The sequence below is a fragment of the Halostella litorea genome (assembly GCF_004785955.1).
GTDB classification, from domain to species: domain Archaea; phylum Halobacteriota; class Halobacteria; order Halobacteriales; family Natronoarchaeaceae; genus Halostella; species Halostella litorea.
In genome coordinates this window covers 505083-524192 of record NZ_SJER01000001.1, presented here as the reverse complement: position 1 = coordinate 524192, position 19110 = coordinate 505083, and the positions used below count along the sequence as shown (strand labels likewise).

Below are 19110 nucleotides of genomic sequence, written 5' to 3'. Positions count from 1 at the left end.
AATGGCAGGCAACGACCCATTCAGCACCGCGCTCTCCGGCATCGACAACGCCGAGAGCGTGGGGCATCTGACACACACGGTAGAGCCCGCCTCGAACGAGATCGGCAGCGTGCTCGAGGTCCTGTACGACCGCGGGTACATCGACGGCTTCGAGTTCGTCGACGACGGAAAGGCCGGTCGGTTCGAGGTCGAACTGAAAGGCGCCATCAACGACTGTGGCCCCGTCAAGCCCCGCTACTCCGCGGGTGCCGACGAGTTCGAGAAGTGGGAGAAGCGGTTCCTCCCCGCCCGCGACTACGGGACGCTCATCGTCACGACGAGCCACGGCGTCATGAGCCACTACGAGGCCCGCGAGGCGGGCGTCGGTGGCCAGGTCATCGCATACGTCTACTAACAATGCCGCGAACAGAACTACAGATCCCGGACGAGGTAAGCGCCGAGGTCGACCACCTCGACCTCACCGTCGAAGGGCCCGAGGGCAGCGTCACGCGACGCCTCTGGTACCCCGACGTGTCCGTCTCCGTCGACGGCGACGTCGTCGTCATCGAGAGCGACGAGGACGACGCCAAGACCATGTCGACGCTTGGCACCTTCGAGAGCCACGTCACCAACATGTTCCACGGCGTCACCGAGGGCTGGGAGTATCAGATGGAAGTCTTCTACTCCCACTTCCCGATGCAGGTCGAAGTCGAGGGCGACGAGGTCGTCATCGAGAACTTCCTCGGCGAGAAGGCACCGCGCCGGACGCCCGTGCACGGCGACACCGAGGTCGACGTGGACGACGAGGAACTGACGCTGCGCGGCCCCGACAAGGAGGCCGTCGGCCAGACCGCCGCGGACATCGAACAGACCACGCGCGTCACGGACAAGGACAACCGCGTCTTCCAGGACGGCGTGTACATCACGGAGAAGCCGAAAGGAGGTGCCCAGTAAATGGCAGACGAACCCGAAGAACTCGAGGACATCAGCGGCGTCGGCGCGAGCAAGGCCGACGCCCTCCGCGACGCCGGCTTCGAGACGGTCGAGGACGTCAAGGGGGCGACCCAGGACGAACTCGCCCAGGCCGAGGGCGTGGGCAACGCGCTCGCGGCCCGCATCAAGGCCGACGTCGGCGACCTCGAAGTCACCGAGGAGACCGAGGCGGAGATCGAGGACGAGACCGAGGAGGAAGAGGAGGCCGACGAGGACGTGGAGACGGAGCTCCAGGCCCGCGGCCTCACCGAGAAGACGCCCGACCTCTCCGAGGCCGAGGAGCGTCTCCTCACGGAGCGCCGGCAGGTCGGCAAGCCGCAGTTCAACCGCCAGGACCACCACAAGAAAAAGCGCGTGTCGACCTCGTGGCGACGCCCCCGCGGCCAGCTGTCCAAGCAGCGCAAGGGCATCAAGGGCAAGGGCGACACCGTGCAGGCCGGCTTCCGGACGCCGACCGCGGTGCGCGGCAAGCACCCGAGCGGCTTCGACGAGGTCCGCGTCCACAACGTCGACGACCTCGAGGGCGTCGACGGCGACCGCGAAGCGGTTCGCATCGCCTCCAAGGTCGGCGCTCGCAAGCGCGAGCGCATCGAGGAGGAGGCCGAGGACGCGGGGATCCGCGTGCTCAACCCGACGTACGTCGAGGTGGAGGTGACCGACGATGAGTGACCTGTCCGCACAGAAGCGACTCGCCGCCGACGTGCTGGACGTCGGGAAGAACCGCGTCTGGTTCGACCCCGAGTCCCAGGGTGAGATCGCGGAGGCGATCACCCGTGAGGACATCCGCGAACTCGTCGACCAGGGGACCATCCGCGCCGAGGAGAAGTCCGGCAACTCGCGTGGCCGCGCCCGCGAGCGCCAGCAGAAGCGCTCCTACGGCCACCAGACCGGCCCCGGCTCCCGCCGCGGGAAGGCCGGCGCTCGGCAGGACCCCAAGGAGGACTGGCAGGAACGGATCCGTGCACAGCGCGCCAAGCTGAAGGAACTCCGCGCCGAGGGCGAGATCACGTCCTCGCAGTACCGGGACCTGTACAACAAGTCCCGCGGCGGCGAGTTCCGCAGCGTCCAGCGCCTGTTGAACTACATCGACGAACACTACGGTGACAACTAATGGCGACAGGACCACGATACAAGGTGCCGATGCGGCGCCGCCGCGAGGTCCGGACCGATTACCATCAGAGGTTGCGCCTGCTGAAATCCGGGAAACCCCGGCTTGTCGCTCGCAAGAGCAACAAGCACACTACGGCGCAGCTGGTTACTCCGGGCCCCGACGGTGACGAAACGATAGCGAGCGCACACTCCAGCGACCTGGCGGACCACGGCTGGGAGGCCCCCACCGGGAACCTCCCCGCCGCGTATCTGACAGGCTTCCTCGCGGGGAAGCGCGCGATAGACGCCGACGTCGAGGAGGCGGTCCTCGACATCGGCCTGAACACGGCGACGCCCGGCAACAAGGTATTCGCCATTCAGGAAGGTGCGATAGACGCTGGCCTCGAGATCCCGCACAACGAGGACGTGCTGGCCGAGTGGCCGCGGAACCGCGGCGAGCACATCGCCGAGTACGCGGAGCAGCTCGACGAGCCGCTCTACAGCGGTGACTTCGACGCCACGGAACTGCCCGAGCACTTCGACGAAGTGCGCGAAACTCTCCAAGAGCTATGAGCAGCAACGACTACAACGACGGCGGCTGGGAACCCGTCACCCGGCTCGGCAAGAAAGTACAGGAGGGCGAGATCGACACGATGGAGGACGCCCTCAACTCCGGCCTCCCGCTGAAGGAGCCGGAAGTCACGGACCAGCTCCTGCCGGGGCTGGAGGACGAGGTGCTGGACATCAACATGGTCCAGCGGATGACCGACTCCGGCCGGCGGGTGAAGTTCCGCTGTGTCGTCGCCATCGGCAACCGCGACGGCTTCGTCGGCTACGCCGAGGGGCGCGACGACCAGGTCGGGGCGGCGATCCAGAAGGCCATCGGCATCGCGAAGCTGAACATCATCAACGTCTCGCGGGGCTGTGGGTCCTGGGAGTGTGGCTGTGGCCGTCCCCACACGGTCGCGCTGCGCTCCAGCGGCAAGGCCGGCAGCGTCGAGGTCGAGCTCCAGCCCGCGCCGCGCGGCCTGGGGCTGGCCGGCGGTGAGACGGTCCGCAAGGTGCTGGAACTGGCCGGCATCGAGGACGCCTGGACCCGGAGCTCCGGGAACACGCGCACCACGGTCAACTTCGCGAAGGCGACGTTCAACGCGCTTCGCAACACGGCCGAGGCCCGCGTCCCCCAGCACGCCTTCGAGCAGCGCGAGGTGATCGAATGATGAAGGCGGTCGTGCAGGTCCGCGGCGAGGTCGACATGAGCGACGACATCCACGACACGCTGAAGATGCTCAACATCCACGCGGTCAACCACTGCGCGCTGGTGCCCGAGGAGCCGACCTACGAGGGGATGGTGACGAAGGTCAACGACTACGTCGCCCACGGCCAGCCCAGCCAGGAGACCGTCGAGACGCTCCTGCGTCGGCGCGCGGAGCCCGCGGAGGGCGACGCCGACGTCGACGACGAGTGGGTGGCCGACAACACCGACTACGACGACGTCGCGGCGCTGGCCGCGGCGCTGGTCGACGAGGAGACGACGCTCCGCGACGAGGGGCTCGCGCCGGTGCTGCGGCTCCACGCCCCGCGGAAGGGCCACGAGGGAATCAAGCAGCCGACCGCGGCGGGCGGTCAGCTCGGCAAACACACTACCGAGGAGATAGACGACCTCCTCACAGCGATGCGATAACAATGAGCAAGAAACGACGACAGCGCGGTTCGCGCACGCACGGCGGCGGTAGCCACAAGAACCGCCGCGGCGCCGGCCACCGGGGCGGGCGCGGGCGTGCCGGCCGCGCCAAACACGAGTTCCACAACTACGAACCGCTCGGCAAACACGGGTTCACCCGTCCCGAGTCGGCCCAGGACGAGGTACTGACCGTCGACGTCCAGAAGCTCGACGAGGACGCCGTCGTGTACGCGACGGAGGGCCTCGCCGAGGAGACCGGCGACGGCTACGAGCTCGACGCCCGCGAGGTCGTCGAGGACGGCTACGAGGCCGACGCGGTGAAGGTGCTGGGCAACGGACAGGTGCGCAACCAGCTGACGGTCGTCGCGGACGCCTTTTCGGCGAGCGCCCGCGAGCTCATCGAGGAGGCCGGCGGCGACGCCGTGCTAAGCGATCGCGCCGAGGAAGCCGAATCAGAAGACGTATCCCAGGGCGACCAAGACGAGGAATAACACATGGGATGGAAGGAGGCTGCCGAACCGGTCCTGACGCGCATGCCCTCGGTCGAGCGACCGGAGGGGCACGTGCCCTTCAAGCGGAAGCTCGGCTGGACGGCCGGCGTGCTGGTGCTGTATTTCTTCCTCACGAACGTACAGCTCTACGGGCTGGCCACGGGCGGCAGCGGTGACATCTACCAGCAGTTCCGGTCGATCCTGGCCGGCTCGCAGGGGTCGGTCCTGCAGGTCGGTATCGGGCCGATCGTCACCGCGAGCATCGTCCTGCAACTGCTCGGCGGTGCGAACCTGCTGGGGCTAGACACCGACGACCCGCGGGACCAGGTCCTCTACCAGGGCCTCCAGAAGCTGCTGGTGGTCGTGATGACGCTCCTGACCGCCGCGCCGATGGTGTTTGCCGGCAGCTTCCTGCCAGCGGGGTCGATCTCGCTCGGCGGTACGACGCTCGGCCCCGGGGCGACCCAGTGGGTCATCTTCGGACAGATCATCGTGGGCGGGATCCTCATCCTGTTCATGGACGAGATCATCTCGAAGTGGGGCGTCGGCAGCGGTATCGGCCTGTTCATCATCGCCGGCGTGAGCCAGCGGCTGATGGGCGGTATCATCGGCGGCAACGGGCTGATAATCCAGTGGTACCGCATCGCCGTCGGCGAGGTCGGCATCGGGCCGATCGCCGGCCAGGGGATGTACGCGCTGTTCCTCGGCCCCGGCGACCTGCTCGCGCTCATCACGACGCTGCTCATCTTCGGCATCGTCGTGTACGCCGAGAGCGTCCGGGTCGAGATCCCGCTCAGCCACGCCCGCGTGAAGGGCGCCCGGGGCCGGTTCCCCGTGAAGCTCATCTACGCGAGCGTCCTGCCGATGATCCTCGTCCGCGCCCTGCAGGCGAACCTGCAGTTCCTCGGGCGGATCCTCGCGTCGACGATCAGCATGCCGAACTGGCTCGGCGTGTACGCCGACGGTCGCCCGGTCAGCGGGTTCTTCTACTACGTCGCCCCGATCCAGTCCCGCAGCGACTGGATGTGGTGGACCGGCGCGGTGTCCCAGGAGACGTGGCAGGTGCTGATACGCATCGGCGTCGACCTGGGCTTCATGATCATCGGCGGCGCGATATTCGCCATCTTCTGGGTCGAGACGACGGACATGGGCCCGGAGGCGACGGCAAAGCAGATCCAGAACTCCGGGATGCAGATCCCCGGGTTCCGACAGAACGTCGGCGTCATCGAGAAGGTGATGGAGCGGTACATCCCGCAGGTCACCATCATCGGCGGCGCGCTGGTCGGCCTGCTGGCCGTGATGGCGAACATGCTGGGCACCATCGGCGGCGTCTCCGGCACCGGGCTGCTGCTGACGGTCTCCATCACGTACAAGCTGTACGAGGAGATCGCCGAGGAGCAGCTCATGGAGATGCATCCGATGATGCGCCAGATGTTCGGCTAATCGCCCGCCGGCGACTCGCTTCGGCAGTTACCTTTCCGTTTTCGCCGCACGTTCGAGTTCCCACTTCCGACCGCGTAGCGACGGGTATCTGACATCCGGCCCGAGGTCGAGGCCGGCACGCCGGTACCGACCCCGTCGCACGCGGGGTGGGCGTTCCCGGTAGCATCCTGACAGCCACGGACGACCGCCGGCCTGCCGTCAGGCGTACGCCTCGAACTCCTCGCCGAACGCGAGGAAGTAGCCGGTACCGACGGCGCCGATGGCGGCGGCGAGGGTGAAAGCCACCTCGGGGCTGACGAAGTCCCAGAGGTAGCCCCCGAGCGCGGCGCTGGGGATGACGACGGCGTTCCGGAGCAGGTAGTACGTCCCGGTCACGCGGCCGCCCGCGCCCCGGTCGGCGGGGCCGACGATGAGCGCCTTGTGCGATGGCAGCCCCGCGAAGCGCAGCCCCGAGAACGCGAACACGACGACCATGACGCCGGCAGGCGAGAGGTACGGCGTGGCGACGGCCGGCGCGTAGATCAGGACGACCGGGAAGACGGCGTAGACGGCGAACCCGAGCGCGACGACGGGTTTGAGGCCGACCCGCTCGGCGGCTTTCGCGGCGGGGATCATCGACAGGAGCGCCACGAGCATCTCGACGCCGAGCAGGTAGCCAAAGAAGGCCTGCGGGGAGAGGTCGACGGCGTACGAGAACCCCCCGACCGCGAGCGTCGCGTCGAGGCCGATCCCGTAGAAGCGCGTGACGACGAGGATGAAGAAGGTGTACACCATGCCGTTGGCAAAGCGGACGAGCGTGTCGCCGACGAGCAGCGGTCGGAGCGGGTCCGGCATGTCCCGCAGGTCCTGCCTGATCCGGTCGATGCCCTCGAACGAGTCGCCGATCGCGTCGGAGCCGGCGTCGTAGAGGACGTGCTGGACGGCCGTCCCGAGGACGCCGAAGACGACCGCGACGGCGAGGACGTACTGGAAGCTCACCGTGAAGTCCGGGTGCAGGTCGATCAGCACCGCGGCGGCGACCGGGCCGATCAGGAACGCGGTCCGGCGGAACGTCTCGGTGCTCGCAAAGCCCGCGGCCAGCCGCGACGGGTCGGTCGCCTGCTTGACGACGGCGAACGTCGCCCCCAGCCCGAAGGACTTCCAGGCCTGGGCCAGCAGCAGGCCGACGAAGATCCAGACCCACGGCTCGACCGCGACCCCGGCGACCGAGACGACCCCGATCTGCGGGGCGACCAGCCAGAACGCGAAGCCGACGGTGGAGACGAGACCGAACAGCGTCAGCGCGTACCGCGACCCGATCCGGTCGGAGACGGCCCCGCCCGGGTACGGGTACACCGCGGAGATGACGTTCCCGACGGTGCCGAAGAGGCCGACGACGAACCCGGACGCGCCGAGCGCAACCATGTAGTCCGGCAGGAAGCGGTTCGTCATCTGGAACCCGAGGCTGAACGCGAACATCGCCAGCGAGAGGACGAGCACGTCGCGTTCCAGCGAGAGGAACCGTCGGAACGGGGCGAAGGCGCTGACCGAGTCGTCTTCGGTAGCCATCGGTCGCCCCTTCTTCCGCAGGGGGTGAAAGGTTTTCCACGCCTGCGGCGGCCCCGTGGCTGTCGTCGCCCGCAGGGAGCTATCGGCTACGCGCGACCCCTATCCCCCGAAACGGCCGTCGTGGCGGCCGTCACGCGTCACAGCAACAGCGTGACGATAGCCAGGATGATGAACACGACGATGAAGATCCGCGCGATCTCCATGCTGATCCCGGCGACGCCGCGTGCGCCGACGACGGCCGCGATGATTGCGAGGACGAAAAACACGATCGCCCACTGCAGAAAGTCACCAGTGAGCTGCAGCGGGGCGACGAACGCGTCGATCATCGCCATCCACCCTCCGAACCGCGGGCGCTTGTGAGCATGCAGACTGGCTACCAGCGTGACGGCCTTTGTTATAGCCGCCTTAGCTCGGGAAACCCCGGATTAGGCCTCTCAGCCGAACAACCGTTCCCGGAGCGACCGCTCCCGCGAGGTCTCGGTCAGCAGGACCGAGCAGTCGACGTCCTCGACGACGTCCAGCACCAGCGACCCCCGGAGGAGCCGGGAGAGCAGGCCACGTTCGGTCGCGCCGATGAGCAACATCGTGTGGTCCGCGGCCGCCTCCCCGATGGCCGTCTCCACGTCCGCCTCGCTGACGAGCAGGTTCGCGTCGGCGAGGCCGTGGTCGTCGGCCCACCCCTCCAGGAAGCGCTCGGCCTCCTCGGGCGTCTCGTCCTCGCCGACCGCGTGGAGCAGCGACACCTCGGCCCCGAACTCCGACCGGAGCAGGGCGGCGAGTTCGGCCGAGAGGTCCGAACTCGGCCCGCCGGCCGTCGGGACGAGGATCCGCGAGGCGTCGAAGCCGCGGTCCTTCAGCACGACGAAGTCACAGGGGATGTCGTGGGTGAGTTCGTCGAGTCGGGACTCGGCGCGGCCGTCGTGGGAGTGTGGCCCCCAGCCCATCACGACCAGATCGACGTCGTACGTCGTCGCGGCGTCGAACACCTCCTCGAACGAGCGGTGTGAGAGGACGGTGTGGGTCTCGACCGGGACGCCGAACGTCTCGGCGTTCTCGCGTGCGCTCTCGACGATGTCGCGGTCCGCGGCGAACTCGTCCAGGCGGTCCTCCGCGTACGACAGCGAGGTCTGGTCGGGCACCTGAACGATGTGGACCGCGTGGACCTCGCCGCCGCGTTGCTTCGCGACGGCGCTGGCGAGCGTGATCAGTTCCTGCTGGTGTTCCGGGTTCGCGAGCGGCACCATCACGCGGTACGTGCCCCCGTCGGGCTGGACGGTCGTCGCGGCCGACACCGCGCTGTCCGGCAGTTCGTCGGAGCGTTCGAGGATGTACTCGGAGAGGATCCCCTGCTTTTCCGTCCGGGACCGGGCGTACAACAGGTACCAGAGCACCGCCGCCGCGGCGATGCCGAAGGAGAGGACCAGGGCGTCGCCCGCGACGAACACCAGCAGGGCAAAGGAGAACACGACGCCGAGGATCGGCAAGAGCGGGAACAGCGGCACCGTGAAGTCGGGCGTGTACTCCTCGGGCGCGACGTAGCGCATCACCAGCAGCGCGGCGTTCAACAGCCCGTAGATGATGAGGTGGAGCCCGGAGGCGGCCCCCGACAGCAGCGTCAGGTCGCCGACGACGATGAAAAGCAGGATGAGCCCGCCGGTGATGCCGATGGCGCGGTACGGCGTGCCAAATCGGGGGTGGATCTCGTTGAGTGCGGGCGTGACGATGCTGTCCCGGCCCATCGCGAAGTTGATCCGGGAGGAGGCGAGGATGGAGGCGTTCGCGCTGGAGGCCGTCGCCAGCAGGCCGCCGAACAGCAGGGCACCGCCCATCAGCGCCCCCTGGATGTACTGGCCGACCTCGACGACGGCGATGGGGTTCTCCTGGTTGCTGGTGATCACGTCCGCGATGAACCCCTGGGGCACCGCGGCGCTCATTACGACAAGCACCAGCGCGTACACCACGGTCACGATGACGACGCTGCCGATGACCGCCCGGGGGAGGTTCCGCCCGGGGTCTTTGATCTCCTCGGCGACGCTCGTGATCTGGACGAACCCCAGATACGAGACGAAGATGAGGCCGGTCGTCTCGAGCGTCGTCACGACGTCGGTCGCCGGCGGGAGGTTCCCGGGTTCGGCACGCAGCGTCCCCAGGAAGGTGAACACGGCCAGGATGGCGACGAGGATGACGACGATGATGTTCTGGAGCCGCCCCGTCTCCTTCGCGCCGACGTAGTTGATGAGGACGAAGAAGGCGGCCCCGACGAGCGCGATCAGTTTGACGACGGATATCGACGCCGGCCCGACGCCGACGTTCCCGCCGAGCCCGAGGATACGGGCGATGTATCGCCCGAACCCGACCATGTAGAACGCGCTGGCGAAGGCGAGGCCGAGCCAGTTGGCCCACCCGGCGACGGAGCCAAAGAGCGGCCCGAGCGCGTGGTTGACGTAGTAGTACGCGCCGCCGGACCTGGGCATCGCCGTCCCGAGTTCGCTGGCCGAGAGGGCGGTGAACATCGCGATGACGCCGCCGAGGACGAACGCGACGGAGGCGAGCGAGCCGGCCTTGAGGATCGCCTCGCCGGGCAACACGAAGATGCCCGCCCCGATCATCGTGCCGACGCCGATCGTCAGCGCGGCGAGGGGACCGAGGTCCTTGGCTAGTTCCTCGTCGCTCATCCGCCGCCACCTCCGCCAGGTGGTGCTTGCGGACGCGAAACGGGGGAGAAACGCGGCGCTGATTGGAACTCGGCCATGAGTACTGTTCCGCTATTGAGAGGGGCCGTTAATAAACATCAACATATCGGCGAGGGCGGACGCCGTCGGGTCAGACCTCGACGACCCAGGCGCGGTACTCGTCGGTGAGGTCGAACGCCTCGGCGAACGCCCGGTCGACGAACTGCGCGACGCGGTTGGCGTCCCCGCGGCCGACGACCCGGACGTTGGTCCCCTCGGCCTCCTCGGGGCGGGTCAGGTCGTCTATCGTGAACGCCGGGAACTCCGTGAGCAGGTCCTTCAGCCGGTCGAGTTCCGCGTCCGTACAGTCCATGTTGATCGTGTCCTCGCTGACCTGGACCCACGGCGCGAGTTCGTCGGGGTCGGCGTCGGCCTCGACCGTGAGAAACGGGCTGGCCCGCTCGCGGTGGGCGGTTATCGCGTCGACGAACAGTTTCCGGCGGTCCCCGGGCGTGGCGGCGTCGAATCGGGTCATGCGCGGGGCTACGCGGGCGGGGGAGGAAAAACGTCCGGCACGCGCGGGCGCCGCCGACGGTCGCGCCCGCGGGCGAATGTTCAAGCCTTTAACCCGGGAGGGTGAACCTCCGGGTATGAGCACGCCGAACGTTCTCATCCTGGGTGCGCCCGGGGCAGGGAAGGGGACACAGAGCAGCCGGATCGTCGACGAGTTCGGGGTCGAACACGTGACGACCGGCGACGCGCTCCGCTCGAACAAGGGGATGGACATCAGCCACCTCGACACGGAGTACGACACGCCCGGCGCGTACATGGACGCCGGCGAACTGGTGCCCGACGAGGTCGTCAACGAGATCGTCAAGACGGCGCTGGCCGAGGCCGACGGCTACGTGCTCGACGGCTACCCGCGCAACGCCTCGCAGGCCGAGTACCTCGACGAGATCACCGACCTCGACGTCGTGCTGTACCTCGACGTGTCGAAGGACGTGCTCGTCGACCGCCTCACCGGGCGGCGCGTCTGCTCGGACTGTGGCGCGAACTACCACGTCGACTTCGAACCGCCCGAGGAGGCGGGCGTCTGCGACGACTGCGGCGGCGAACTGATCCAGCGCGAGGACGACACCGAGGAGACGGTCCGCGAGCGCATCCGCGTGTACGAGGACAACACCGAGCCGATCATCGAGCGCTACGACGAGTCGGGCGAACTCGTCCGGATCGACGGCGAAGGGTCGCCCGACGAGGTGTGGGAAGCGGTCCGCGACGCCGTCGAGTCCGCGGCGTAGGCGGTTCGCGGCGGTCCGCGGCCGTCAGCGACGGGTGCCGGGCCCGTCGCGACGGCGGGACGAAGGTAAAAGGTTGATTACAGCCGGTGTCTTAGGCCCCGACAATGGCACGGACAGCGGAGAAAGTGGAGTCCCTCATCGAGGAGGACGTCACCATGGCCGACGCGCTCGCGGCGGTGCGCCGCGAGACGAAGGCCAACGGCGGCGAAGTCGAGTGGGGGGACGTCCGCGACGACCTCACGAGCGGACAGTGGGGCCGGCTCATCGAGAAGGGGGTCCTCGTCAGCGGCGACGAGGGATTCGAACTCGCCGACCCCGAGGCCGTCGAGGAGGCCCTCGAGGACGACGGGACGGTCAGCACGGGCGCGACCTCGACCGGCGAGGGGGACGACGAGGAGGCGAGCTGGTCCCAGTACGACAAGCTAGCCGGGGTCAGCGCGCTGGCCCTGATGGTCGGCTACTACTACGACCCCGTGAAGAACGCGGTCGGCGGGACGATAGACGCCGTCCTCGCGCCGCTGTCGGCGACGATGCCGTTCTACGCCGTCATCCTCTCGGTCGCGATGATCACGGGGCTGTACTCGACGCTGCTCCAGTCCAACCTGATGGACATGGACAAGATGGCCGAGTACCAGGAGCGGATGAAGGCGATCCAGGAGAAACAAAAGCGCGCGAAGGAGCGCGGCGACGACGAGGCCTTAGAGAAGGTCCGCGAGGAGCAGATGGAGGCGATGGGGGACCAGATGGGGATGTTCAAGGAGCAGTTCCGGCCGATGGTGTGGATCTTCCTGCTCACCATCCCCTTCTTCCTGTGGATGTACTGGAAGATCGGCGACCCGCAGTTCGGCTCGACGACGGTCGTCATGCCGATGCACGGCGAGGTCTCCTGGTCGGAGGGGATCGTCGGCCCGATGCAGGCGTGGATCGTCTGGTACTTCCTCTGCTCGATGGGCTTCACCCAGCTCATCCGGAAGTCGCTGAACCTCCAGACGACCCCGACGAACTGAGCCGAGTCACAATCCATTTTATCCCCTACCACCGAGGTAGGGTATGTTACTGACCGTCTCCGGCCCTCCCGGGAGCGGAAAGAGTACGAACGCGGCGCGGCTCGCCGAAACGTTCGGCCTCGAACACGTCTCGGGCGGCGACATCTTCCGGTCGCTCGCCGCCGAGCGCGGCCTCTCGCTGGCGGAGTTCAACGAACTGGCGGAGGAGGACGACGGGATCGACCGCGACCTTGACCGCCGGCTGCGGGAGATCGCCGTCGAGCGCGACGACGTGGTGCTCGAATCCCGCCTCGCCGGCTGGCTGGCGGGCGACGAGGCCGACCTCCGGTTCTGGCTCGACGCGCCGCTTGCGGTCCGCGCCGAGCGCATCGCCGACCGCGAGGACAAGGCCGTCGCCGACGCCCGCTCCGAGACGGAGGTCCGCGAGGAGAGCGAGGCCCAGCGCTACCGGGAGTACTACGGCATCGACATCGCGGACCTGTCGATCTACGACATCTCGCTGAACACCGCCCGGTGGGGCGAGGAGCCGGCGTTCGACATCCTCGCCGACGCCGTCGAGGCGTACGACCCGGCCGGCGACGAGGGCGCGTACCCGGTCACCGGCGTCAGCTACGACTTCTGATGGCGCTCCGCCCCGCCCCCGAGGAGCGCTCGCCGGCCGAACTGCTCGAATTCGGCGTCGTCAACCTCGACAAGCCCGCCGGGCCGTCGGCCCACCAGGTGAGCGCCTGGGTCCGGGACATGGTCGCGGACCGCGTCGGCGAGGACGCCGTCGACAGGGCCGCCCACGCGGGGACGCTCGACCCGAAGGTGACGGGCTGCCTGCCGACGATGCTCGGCGACGCGACCCGGCTCGCGCAGGTGTTCCTCGAAGGCTCGAAGGAGTACGTCTCCGTGCTGGAGTGTCACGACGCGGTGCCCGACGACGTGGCCGCGGTCGCAAGCGAGTTCGAGGGGCCGATCTACCAGAAGCCCCCGCGCAAGAGCGCCGTCGTCCGGAACCTGCGCGTCCGCGAGGTGTACGAACTGGACGTGTTGGAGGCGGGCGACCGCCAGGCGCTCCTGCGGATCGAGTGCGAAAGCGGGACGTACGTCCGAAAGCTCTGTCACGACCTCGGGCTGGCGCTCGGGACGGGCGCGCACATGGGCCACCTCCGCCGGACGGCGACCGACCCGTTCGACGACCGCGACCTCGTCACGCTCCACGACCTGGAGGACGCGCTGTCGTTCTGGACCGAGGACGGCGACGCGGGGCCGCTCCGCGAGGTCGTCGACCCGGCCGAGCGCGCGCTCGACCACCTGCCGGCCGTGACGGTCGCGCCGAGCGCGGCCGAGCAGATCGCGGAGGGCGCGCCGGTGTACGCGCCGGGCGTGATAGATGCCGACGAGGCCGCCCGCGAGGACGGGGCGCTGGTCGCCTGCTACGTGCCGAACGGGACGGCCGTCTGTCTCGGGCGGACGGCGGGCGACCTCGACGCCGACGAGGGGACGGCCGTGGCGCTAGAGCGCGTGCTGGTGTAGGTCGCGCTGACCGCGGTGGGTCTGGCGCGGGTGCAGGCGTCGGTTCGGCGCGGCCGCGACCGTCAGTCGGACCCCTGCGGTTCGGACCCGTGCGGGAGCGACAGCACCGTCGCGGTGCCGGTGACGACCGGCCCGTCGTCGGTCTCGGCGGTCGTCTCGACCGTCAGGCGGTCGTCGTCGCGGTCCGCGACGGTCGCGGTCGCCTCGACGGTCTGGCCCGGTCGGACCGGGTTCTCGAACGAGAGGTCCTGCGAGACGTAGACGATGTCGCCGGGCAGGTCGGCGAGCGCGCTTGAGATCGCCCCCGCCGACAGCATGCCGTGGGCGATCTGGCCGTCGAAGATCGACTCGCTGGCGTAGCCCGGGTCCAGGTGGAGCGGGTTCTCGTCGCCGGTGACCGAGGCGAAGGCGTCGATCCGGTCCTCCGTCACGGCGAGCGTCGCGGTCGCGGTGTCGCCGGGTGTGGCAACTGGCATCGGTACGAGATAGGGCCAGGGCGGCCCTCAAACGCGTGGTTGATATGCGAACTACCGCTTTGAATAGGCGTCCGGACCACGGACACGTATGCCGATCGCTACCAACGACGGGGTCGACCTGTACTACGAGGTCGACGGCTCGTCCGACGCCGACACGGTCGTGCTGGTGGAGGGACTCGGATACGGCCGCTGGATGTGGCGGTGGCAGCGCGAGGCGCTGGCCGAGCGCTTCGAGACGGTCGTCTGGGACAACCGCGGCACCGGTGACTCCGACGCGCCGGAGGGGCCGTACACCATCGGCGAAATGGCGGGCGACCTCGAAGCCGTGCTCGCCGACCACGGCGCGGAGTCTGCCCACGTCGTCGGCGCGAGCATGGGCGGGATGATCGCCCAGCAGTACGCGATCGACTACGACCGGGTCGACCGGCTCGCCCTCCTGTGTTCCTCGCCCGGCGGCGACGACGCGGTCGAGGCGTCGCCGGAGGTGCAGGCCCGCATGGTCGCCGAACCGGAGGGTGCCGACGAGCGCGAGACGATCCGCCACCGCATGGCCCCCGCAATGACCGACGTCCTCCGGGACGACGACGACCTGCTCTCGCGGATCGTCGACTGGCGGCTCCAGGGGGACGCGACCGAGGCCGGCCGGAACGCGCAACTGGCCGCCGTCGGCGCGTTCGACGCTTCCGACCGGTTGGGGGGGATCGACGTCCCCACGCTGGTCGCCCACGGCACCGCGGACCGCGTCCTGCCGTTCGGGAACGCCGAACTCCTCGCGGAGGGGATCCCCGACGCCCGGCTTGATCCGTTCGAGGGCGGCCCGCACCTCTTTTTCATCGAGCAGGCCGACGCCGTCAACGAGACGCTGCTCGACTTCCTGGGGGGCGACTGATGGTCCACGACCACGGCGAGCGCCCCTACGGGTGGGTCGGCGCGTGGAGCGAGCGCCGGGCGGCGCTGTCGCCCGACGCGGTCGGCCTCGAGGACGCGACGACGGGCGAGTCGTACACGTACGCCGACCTCGACGCGCGGGCCAACCGGACGGCCCGCCTGCTTGCCGACCACGGCGTCGGCAAGGGTGACCGCGTCGCCGTCGTCTCGCGCAACCGCGTGGAACTCGTCGACCTCTTCTTCGCGGGCGGGAAGACCGGGGCGGTCCTCGCGCCGCTGTCCCACCGCCTCGCGCCGCCGGAACTGGGCGAACTGCTCGACACCGTCGACCCGTCACTGCTGGTCGTCGAAGCGCCCTTCGCCGACGCCGTCGCCGAGGCGGTCGGCGGCGACGCGCCGTGTCCGGCGGTGGTCCTTCCGGCCGACCCCGCCGGGGAACGCGCCGCTTTCGCCGACGCGCCGACCTACCGCGACGCCCTGCCCGCCGACGACGCGCCGTTCGACGGCCCCGAACTGGCGCTGTCGGACCCCTGCCTGTTCCTCCACACGGGCGGGTCGACCGGGACGCCAAAGGAGACGGTGATCACCCACGGTTCGGTGCGCTGGAACTCGTTCAACACGATCACGGCGTGGGGGCTGCGGGCCGACGACGTGACGCCGATGGTGTTCCCGATGTTCCACACCGGCGGGTGGAACGTGCTGACGCTCCCGCTGTTCCACATGGGCGGGACGGTCGTGATCAGCCGCGAGGTCGACCCCGGCCGCGTGCTGCGGACCATCGAGCGCGAGGGCGCGACGGCGTTCGTCGCGGTGCCCGCAGTCCTCCGGTCGATGGCGGCCCACGGCGACTGGGGCGACACGGACCTCTCGACGCTGCGGTTCGTCAAGAGCGGCGGCGGCCCCTGCCGCGAGGCGACGATCCGGGCGTGGCGCGAGCGGGGCGTCGACCTCTCGCAGGGGTACGGCCTCACCGAGTGCGGCCCGAACAACTTCGCGATGCCCGAGGGCTGGCCCGCCGACAAGACCGACACCATCGGCAGGCCGGTCCCCCACACCGACGTCCGGATCGTCGACGAGGGCGGCGACCCCGTCGACGACGGCGAGATCGGCGAACTCGAACTCGCCGGCCCGCACGCGGCCGACCGCTACTGGCGCGACGAGTCGGAGACGCGGGCGGCGTTCGGCGCCGTCTACGACCCGCCTGTGGACCGCTGGGTGTCGACGGGCGACCTGGCCAGCGTCGACGGCGACGGCTACTACCGCATCGAGGGGCGCAAGAAGAACATGTTCACCAGCGGCGGCGAGAACGTCTACCCCCCGGAGGTCGAGGACGCCGTCGCGGACCACCCCGCCGTCGAGGAGGTGGTCGTGATCGGCGTCCCCGACGACACGTGGGGGACGGTCGGCAAGGCGGTGATCCAGCCGGCGGCGTCGGACGTGGCGGCCGGCGACGGGGAACCGCTGACGGTCGACGAACTGCGCGAGTTCCTCGACGGCCGGCTCGCGGGGTTCAAACAGCCGCGCCGGGTCGCGTTCGTCGACGAACTGCCGACCAGCGGCCCGTCGAAGATAGACCGCTCGGCGGTCCAGCGGGAGCACGGCGGGTCAGACACGAAAGATAATTGAGGACCCGTCGCAAAGGGGCGCGGTATGATCGACGTCGCGATGGACATGGAACAGTACGACTGTCCGTTCATCGACACGACCGACGACCACGACGTATCCTTCACCGCGGTCCACTGGGAGTTCGACGAGGTGTCGAAACGGCTGGAGACGCGCCTCGCCGTCGAGGGGGACGAGCGCGACGAACTGGAGCAGGGGCTGACGGCGCTCCAGGACCACGACAACATGCGGGAGTGCTCGCTGTTCTCCAAGCGCGGCGAGCAGGCGGTGATCCGGACCGTCATCGACCAGACGAACGCGATGAAGGTGATCCGGGAGAACGGCGGCTACATCACCGGCCCGTTCCACATCGAGGACGGGAGCGAGACGTGGGAGGTCGGCTTCGACGAGGAGCGGGTCGCCGACGACACCCTCGCCGAACTGGAGCGGAACAACGAGTTCACCGTCGAGTCCCGCGACGCCCTGGACACCGAGGAGCTGTTCGACCTGCTGGAGAACGCCGAACCGGCGATGACGATGCTCGACGGCTGCCGGAGCCTCTCGGCCGTCGAGCGCGAGACGCTGTCGGCGGCGGCGGGCGCGGGGTACTACCAGGAGCCCCGCGAGGCGACGCTGAAGGACCTCGCGGCCGAGTTCGACGTCTCCGACACCGCCGTCTCGAAGAACCTCCGGCGCGGCGAGCGGAAGGTCGTCCGGAGCGTCGTCGCCGCGCTCTCTGACCTGGAGTGAACGCCCGGGCGTTCGGATATCAACCTCGCACCTTTTCGGCCTCCGGTTCCTCCTTGCGACCATGCACGACGCACACGTCGTCGGCGTCGGGATGACGCCGTTCGGCGTCCACGACGCGACGCTCCCCGACCTGTTCGCCGAGGCGGCGCTCCCGGCGCTCGACGACGCGGGCGCGGCGCCCGACGACGTCGAGGCGCTGTACTTCGGCAACGCGATGGGCGGCCAGATAGAGGGCGACAGCCACCTCGCGCCGACGGTCGCCTCCCACGTCGGCCTCGCGGGGGTCCCCTGCCAGCGGTTCGAGGACGCCTGCGCGACCTCCTCGAACGCGTTCAAGAACGCCGTCCAGGCGGTCGAGGCGGGCCAGCACGACGTGGTGCTGGTCGGCGGCGTCGAGCGCTGCTCGCCCGAGACCGGCAAGGGGACCGGCGCGATGACCCGCATCTTCGCCAGCGCCGCCCACGGCGCGTACGAGCGCCCGACCGGCCTCACGTTCCCTGGCGTGTTCGCGCTCCTGACGAAGCGACACATGCACGAGCACGGCACCACGCCCGAACAGCTCGCCGAGGTGGCCGTGAAGAACCACTACCACGGCAGCCTCAACGACCGCGCGCACTTCGGCAAGGAGACGACGACCGAGGAGGTGCTCGACGGGCCGGTCGTCGCCGACCCGTTCCGCCTGCACGACTGCTGTCCGTTCTCCGACGGCGCGGCGGCGGTCGTCGTCGCAAGCGAGGACGCGGCCGCCGACCTGTCCGGCGACCCCGTCCGCGTCGCGGGCGTCGGCCACGCGACCGACGTGGTGCCGCTGGCCGACAAGGCCCACCCGTCGACGACGCAGGCGGCCCGCGACGCCGCCCGCGAGGCGTACGAGGCGGCCGGGATCGCGGCCGACGACGTCGACTTCGCGGAGGTCCACGACTGCTTCACCGGCGCGGAGGTGCTGGCGACGGAGGCGCTCGGCCTCGTCACGGACGGCGAGGGCGGGGCCGCCGCGGCCGCCGGCCGCACCGCGCTCGGCGGCGAGATTCCGGTCAACCCGAGCGGCGGGCTGAAGGCGAAGGGCCACCCCATCGGCGCGACCGGCGCGGCCCAGATCGTCGAGCTGACCGAGCAGCTCCGCGGCGAGGCGGACGAGCGCTCGGTCGAGGGGGCCGACGTGGGGCTGGCGCACAACCTCGGCGGCGACGCCGCGACGACGGTGGTCAGCGTTCTCGAAGCCGCCGACGCCGGGGAGGTGGCGCGATGAGCGTCGACGACTACGCCGAGGACGACCGCCTGACGACCGGCGGGTGGCGCGACGCGCTCGACGACGGCCTGCTGCTCGGCCAGGAGTGCCGGGACTGCGGCCACGTCACCGGAGCGCCGAAGGCCGCCTGCGCGCGCTGTGGCTCCCGGGCGCTCGATACGGTCCGGCTGCCCGAAGAGGGGACGGTGTACTCAGTCACCCGGATCGAGGTGGCCCCGGAGGGGTTCGACGCGCCCTACCACGTGGCGATGGTGGCGCTCGACGACGGCCGGGTCACCGCCCGCCTCGACGGCGAGGCCGACATCGGCGAGACGGTGACGTTTACGGGTGCGGCGTCGACGCCCGAGGGGCCGGCGCCGCGGTTCGGCTGAGCGTCGGCTCCCTTCGTCCCGGGCCGACTGACCTGTCGACGGTTCGTAT

The 19110-nt window shown here is 69.5% G+C and carries 23 protein-coding genes; 18 read left to right on the top strand and 5 right to left on the bottom strand.

Going from position 1 to position 19110, the window contains the following annotated elements; translation table 11 throughout:
* Position 1: 1 nt before the first annotated feature.
* From EYW40_RS08110 to secY, 9 genes are read left to right on the top strand one after another with little or no spacing between them, the layout of a single operon-like run.
* Entirely contained in the window at positions 2-394 is a 393-nt protein-coding gene (locus EYW40_RS08110; RefSeq protein WP_135821113.1) for a 30S ribosomal protein S8, read from the top strand.
* Between the two features lie 2 nt (positions 395-396).
* Positions 397-933, top strand: coding sequence for a 50S ribosomal protein L6 (locus EYW40_RS08105; RefSeq protein ID WP_135821112.1), 537 nt, complete (start codon positions 397-399; stop codon positions 931-933).
* Positions 934-1641 carry a 50S ribosomal protein L32e gene (locus EYW40_RS08100; protein ID WP_135821111.1) on the top strand — a complete coding sequence of 236 codons (708 nt, stop codon included), beginning with the start codon at positions 934-936 and terminating at the stop codon, positions 1639-1641. It abuts the gene before it with no gap.
* Complete coding sequence (locus tag EYW40_RS08095) at positions 1634-2083, top strand: 50S ribosomal protein L19e (RefSeq protein WP_135821110.1); 450 nt, start codon at positions 1634-1636, stop codon at positions 2081-2083. The genes EYW40_RS08100 and EYW40_RS08095 overlap by 8 nt, the downstream gene beginning before the upstream one ends.
* Complete coding sequence (locus EYW40_RS08090) at positions 2083-2634, top strand: 50S ribosomal protein L18 (protein WP_135821109.1); 552 nt, start codon at positions 2083-2085, stop codon at positions 2632-2634. The genes EYW40_RS08095 and EYW40_RS08090 overlap by 1 nt, the downstream gene beginning before the upstream one ends.
* Positions 2631-3281: a 30S ribosomal protein S5 gene (locus EYW40_RS08085; protein ID WP_135821108.1), complete on the top strand. Its 651-nt coding sequence runs from the start codon at positions 2631-2633 to the stop codon at positions 3279-3281. Before EYW40_RS08090 ends, EYW40_RS08085 begins: the two co-directional genes overlap by 4 nt.
* Positions 3281-3745, top strand: a complete 465-nt coding sequence (gene rpmD, locus EYW40_RS08080) for a 50S ribosomal protein L30 (protein WP_135822040.1) — start codon at positions 3281-3283, stop codon at positions 3743-3745. The genes EYW40_RS08085 and rpmD overlap by 1 nt, the downstream gene beginning before the upstream one ends.
* Before the next feature lie 2 nt (positions 3746-3747).
* Positions 3748-4236 carry an uL15m family ribosomal protein gene (locus tag EYW40_RS08075; RefSeq protein WP_135821107.1) on the top strand — a complete coding sequence of 163 codons (489 nt, stop codon included), beginning with the start codon at positions 3748-3750 and terminating at the stop codon, positions 4234-4236.
* A 3-nt stretch (positions 4237-4239) separates the two neighbouring features.
* On the top strand, positions 4240-5679 hold the full coding sequence (secY, locus tag EYW40_RS08070; RefSeq protein WP_135821106.1) for a preprotein translocase subunit SecY: 1440 nt from the start codon (positions 4240-4242) through the stop codon (positions 5677-5679).
* A gap of 198 nt (positions 5680-5877) precedes the next feature.
* On the opposite strand, the gene EYW40_RS08065 is transcribed toward secY, so the two are convergent.
* The 4 genes from EYW40_RS08065 to EYW40_RS08050 all read right to left on the bottom strand — a co-directional run bounded on the left by EYW40_RS08065 (position 5878) and on the right by EYW40_RS08050 (position 10434).
* Positions 5878-7227, bottom strand: a complete 1350-nt coding sequence (locus EYW40_RS08065) for an MFS transporter (RefSeq protein ID WP_135821105.1) — start codon at positions 7225-7227, stop codon at positions 5878-5880.
* Positions 7228-7364: 137 nt separating this feature from the next.
* On the bottom strand, positions 7365-7559 hold the full coding sequence (locus EYW40_RS08060; RefSeq protein WP_202614481.1) for a DUF1328 domain-containing protein: 195 nt from the start codon (positions 7557-7559) through the stop codon (positions 7365-7367).
* Positions 7560-7661: 102 nt separating this feature from the next.
* Positions 7662-9902: an amino acid permease gene (locus tag EYW40_RS08055; RefSeq protein WP_135821104.1), complete on the bottom strand. Its 2241-nt coding sequence runs from the start codon at positions 9900-9902 to the stop codon at positions 7662-7664.
* Between the two features lie 148 nt (positions 9903-10050).
* Positions 10051-10434 carry a DUF7975 family protein gene (locus tag EYW40_RS08050; RefSeq protein ID WP_135821103.1) on the bottom strand — a complete coding sequence of 128 codons (384 nt, stop codon included), beginning with the start codon at positions 10432-10434 and terminating at the stop codon, positions 10051-10053.
* A gap of 115 nt (positions 10435-10549) precedes the next feature.
* Between EYW40_RS08050 and EYW40_RS08045 the strand changes: the two genes are divergently transcribed.
* The 4 genes from EYW40_RS08045 to EYW40_RS08030 all read left to right on the top strand — a co-directional run bounded on the left by EYW40_RS08045 (position 10550) and on the right by EYW40_RS08030 (position 13725).
* Positions 10550-11197 carry an adenylate kinase gene (locus EYW40_RS08045; protein WP_135821102.1) on the top strand — a complete coding sequence of 216 codons (648 nt, stop codon included), beginning with the start codon at positions 10550-10552 and terminating at the stop codon, positions 11195-11197.
* A gap of 104 nt (positions 11198-11301) precedes the next feature.
* Positions 11302-12204: a DUF106 domain-containing protein gene (locus tag EYW40_RS08040; RefSeq protein WP_135821101.1), complete on the top strand. Its 903-nt coding sequence runs from the start codon at positions 11302-11304 to the stop codon at positions 12202-12204.
* A 43-nt stretch (positions 12205-12247) separates the two neighbouring features.
* Entirely contained in the window at positions 12248-12826 is a 579-nt protein-coding gene (cmk, locus tag EYW40_RS08035; RefSeq protein WP_135821100.1) for a (d)CMP kinase, read from the top strand.
* On the top strand, positions 12826-13725 hold the full coding sequence (locus EYW40_RS08030; RefSeq protein ID WP_135821099.1) for an RNA-guided pseudouridylation complex pseudouridine synthase subunit Cbf5: 900 nt from the start codon (positions 12826-12828) through the stop codon (positions 13723-13725). The genes cmk and EYW40_RS08030 overlap by 1 nt, the downstream gene beginning before the upstream one ends.
* 62 nt (positions 13726-13787) lie before the next feature.
* On the opposite strand, the gene EYW40_RS08025 is transcribed toward EYW40_RS08030, so the two are convergent.
* Positions 13788-14201, bottom strand: a complete 414-nt coding sequence (locus EYW40_RS08025) for a MaoC family dehydratase (protein WP_135821098.1) — start codon at positions 14199-14201, stop codon at positions 13788-13790.
* An 88-nt stretch (positions 14202-14289) separates the two neighbouring features.
* Here EYW40_RS08025 and EYW40_RS08020 point away from each other — a divergent pair, with 88 nt between their 5' ends.
* The 5 genes from EYW40_RS08020 (at position 14290) to EYW40_RS08000 (ending at position 19061) form a co-directional block, all read left to right on the top strand.
* Positions 14290-15090 carry an alpha/beta fold hydrolase gene (locus tag EYW40_RS08020; protein WP_135821097.1) on the top strand — a complete coding sequence of 267 codons (801 nt, stop codon included), beginning with the start codon at positions 14290-14292 and terminating at the stop codon, positions 15088-15090.
* Positions 15090-16715 carry an AMP-binding protein gene (locus EYW40_RS08015; protein WP_135821096.1) on the top strand — a complete coding sequence of 542 codons (1626 nt, stop codon included), beginning with the start codon at positions 15090-15092 and terminating at the stop codon, positions 16713-16715. Before EYW40_RS08020 ends, EYW40_RS08015 begins: the two co-directional genes overlap by 1 nt.
* A 24-nt stretch (positions 16716-16739) precedes the next feature.
* Positions 16740-17441, top strand: coding sequence for a helix-turn-helix domain-containing protein (locus EYW40_RS08010; protein WP_135821095.1), 702 nt, complete (start codon positions 16740-16742; stop codon positions 17439-17441).
* A gap of 61 nt (positions 17442-17502) precedes the next feature.
* A complete protein-coding gene (locus EYW40_RS08005) occupies positions 17503-18690 on the top strand; it encodes a thiolase domain-containing protein (protein WP_135821094.1) in 1188 nt (395 codons plus the stop codon).
* The gene (locus EYW40_RS08000; RefSeq protein WP_135821093.1) at positions 18687-19061 is read left to right on the top strand and encodes a Zn-ribbon domain-containing OB-fold protein; all 375 of its coding nucleotides are present in this window, start codon (positions 18687-18689) and stop codon (positions 19059-19061) included. The genes EYW40_RS08005 and EYW40_RS08000 overlap by 4 nt, the downstream gene beginning before the upstream one ends.
* The last annotated feature ends 49 nt before the right edge of the window (positions 19062-19110 follow it).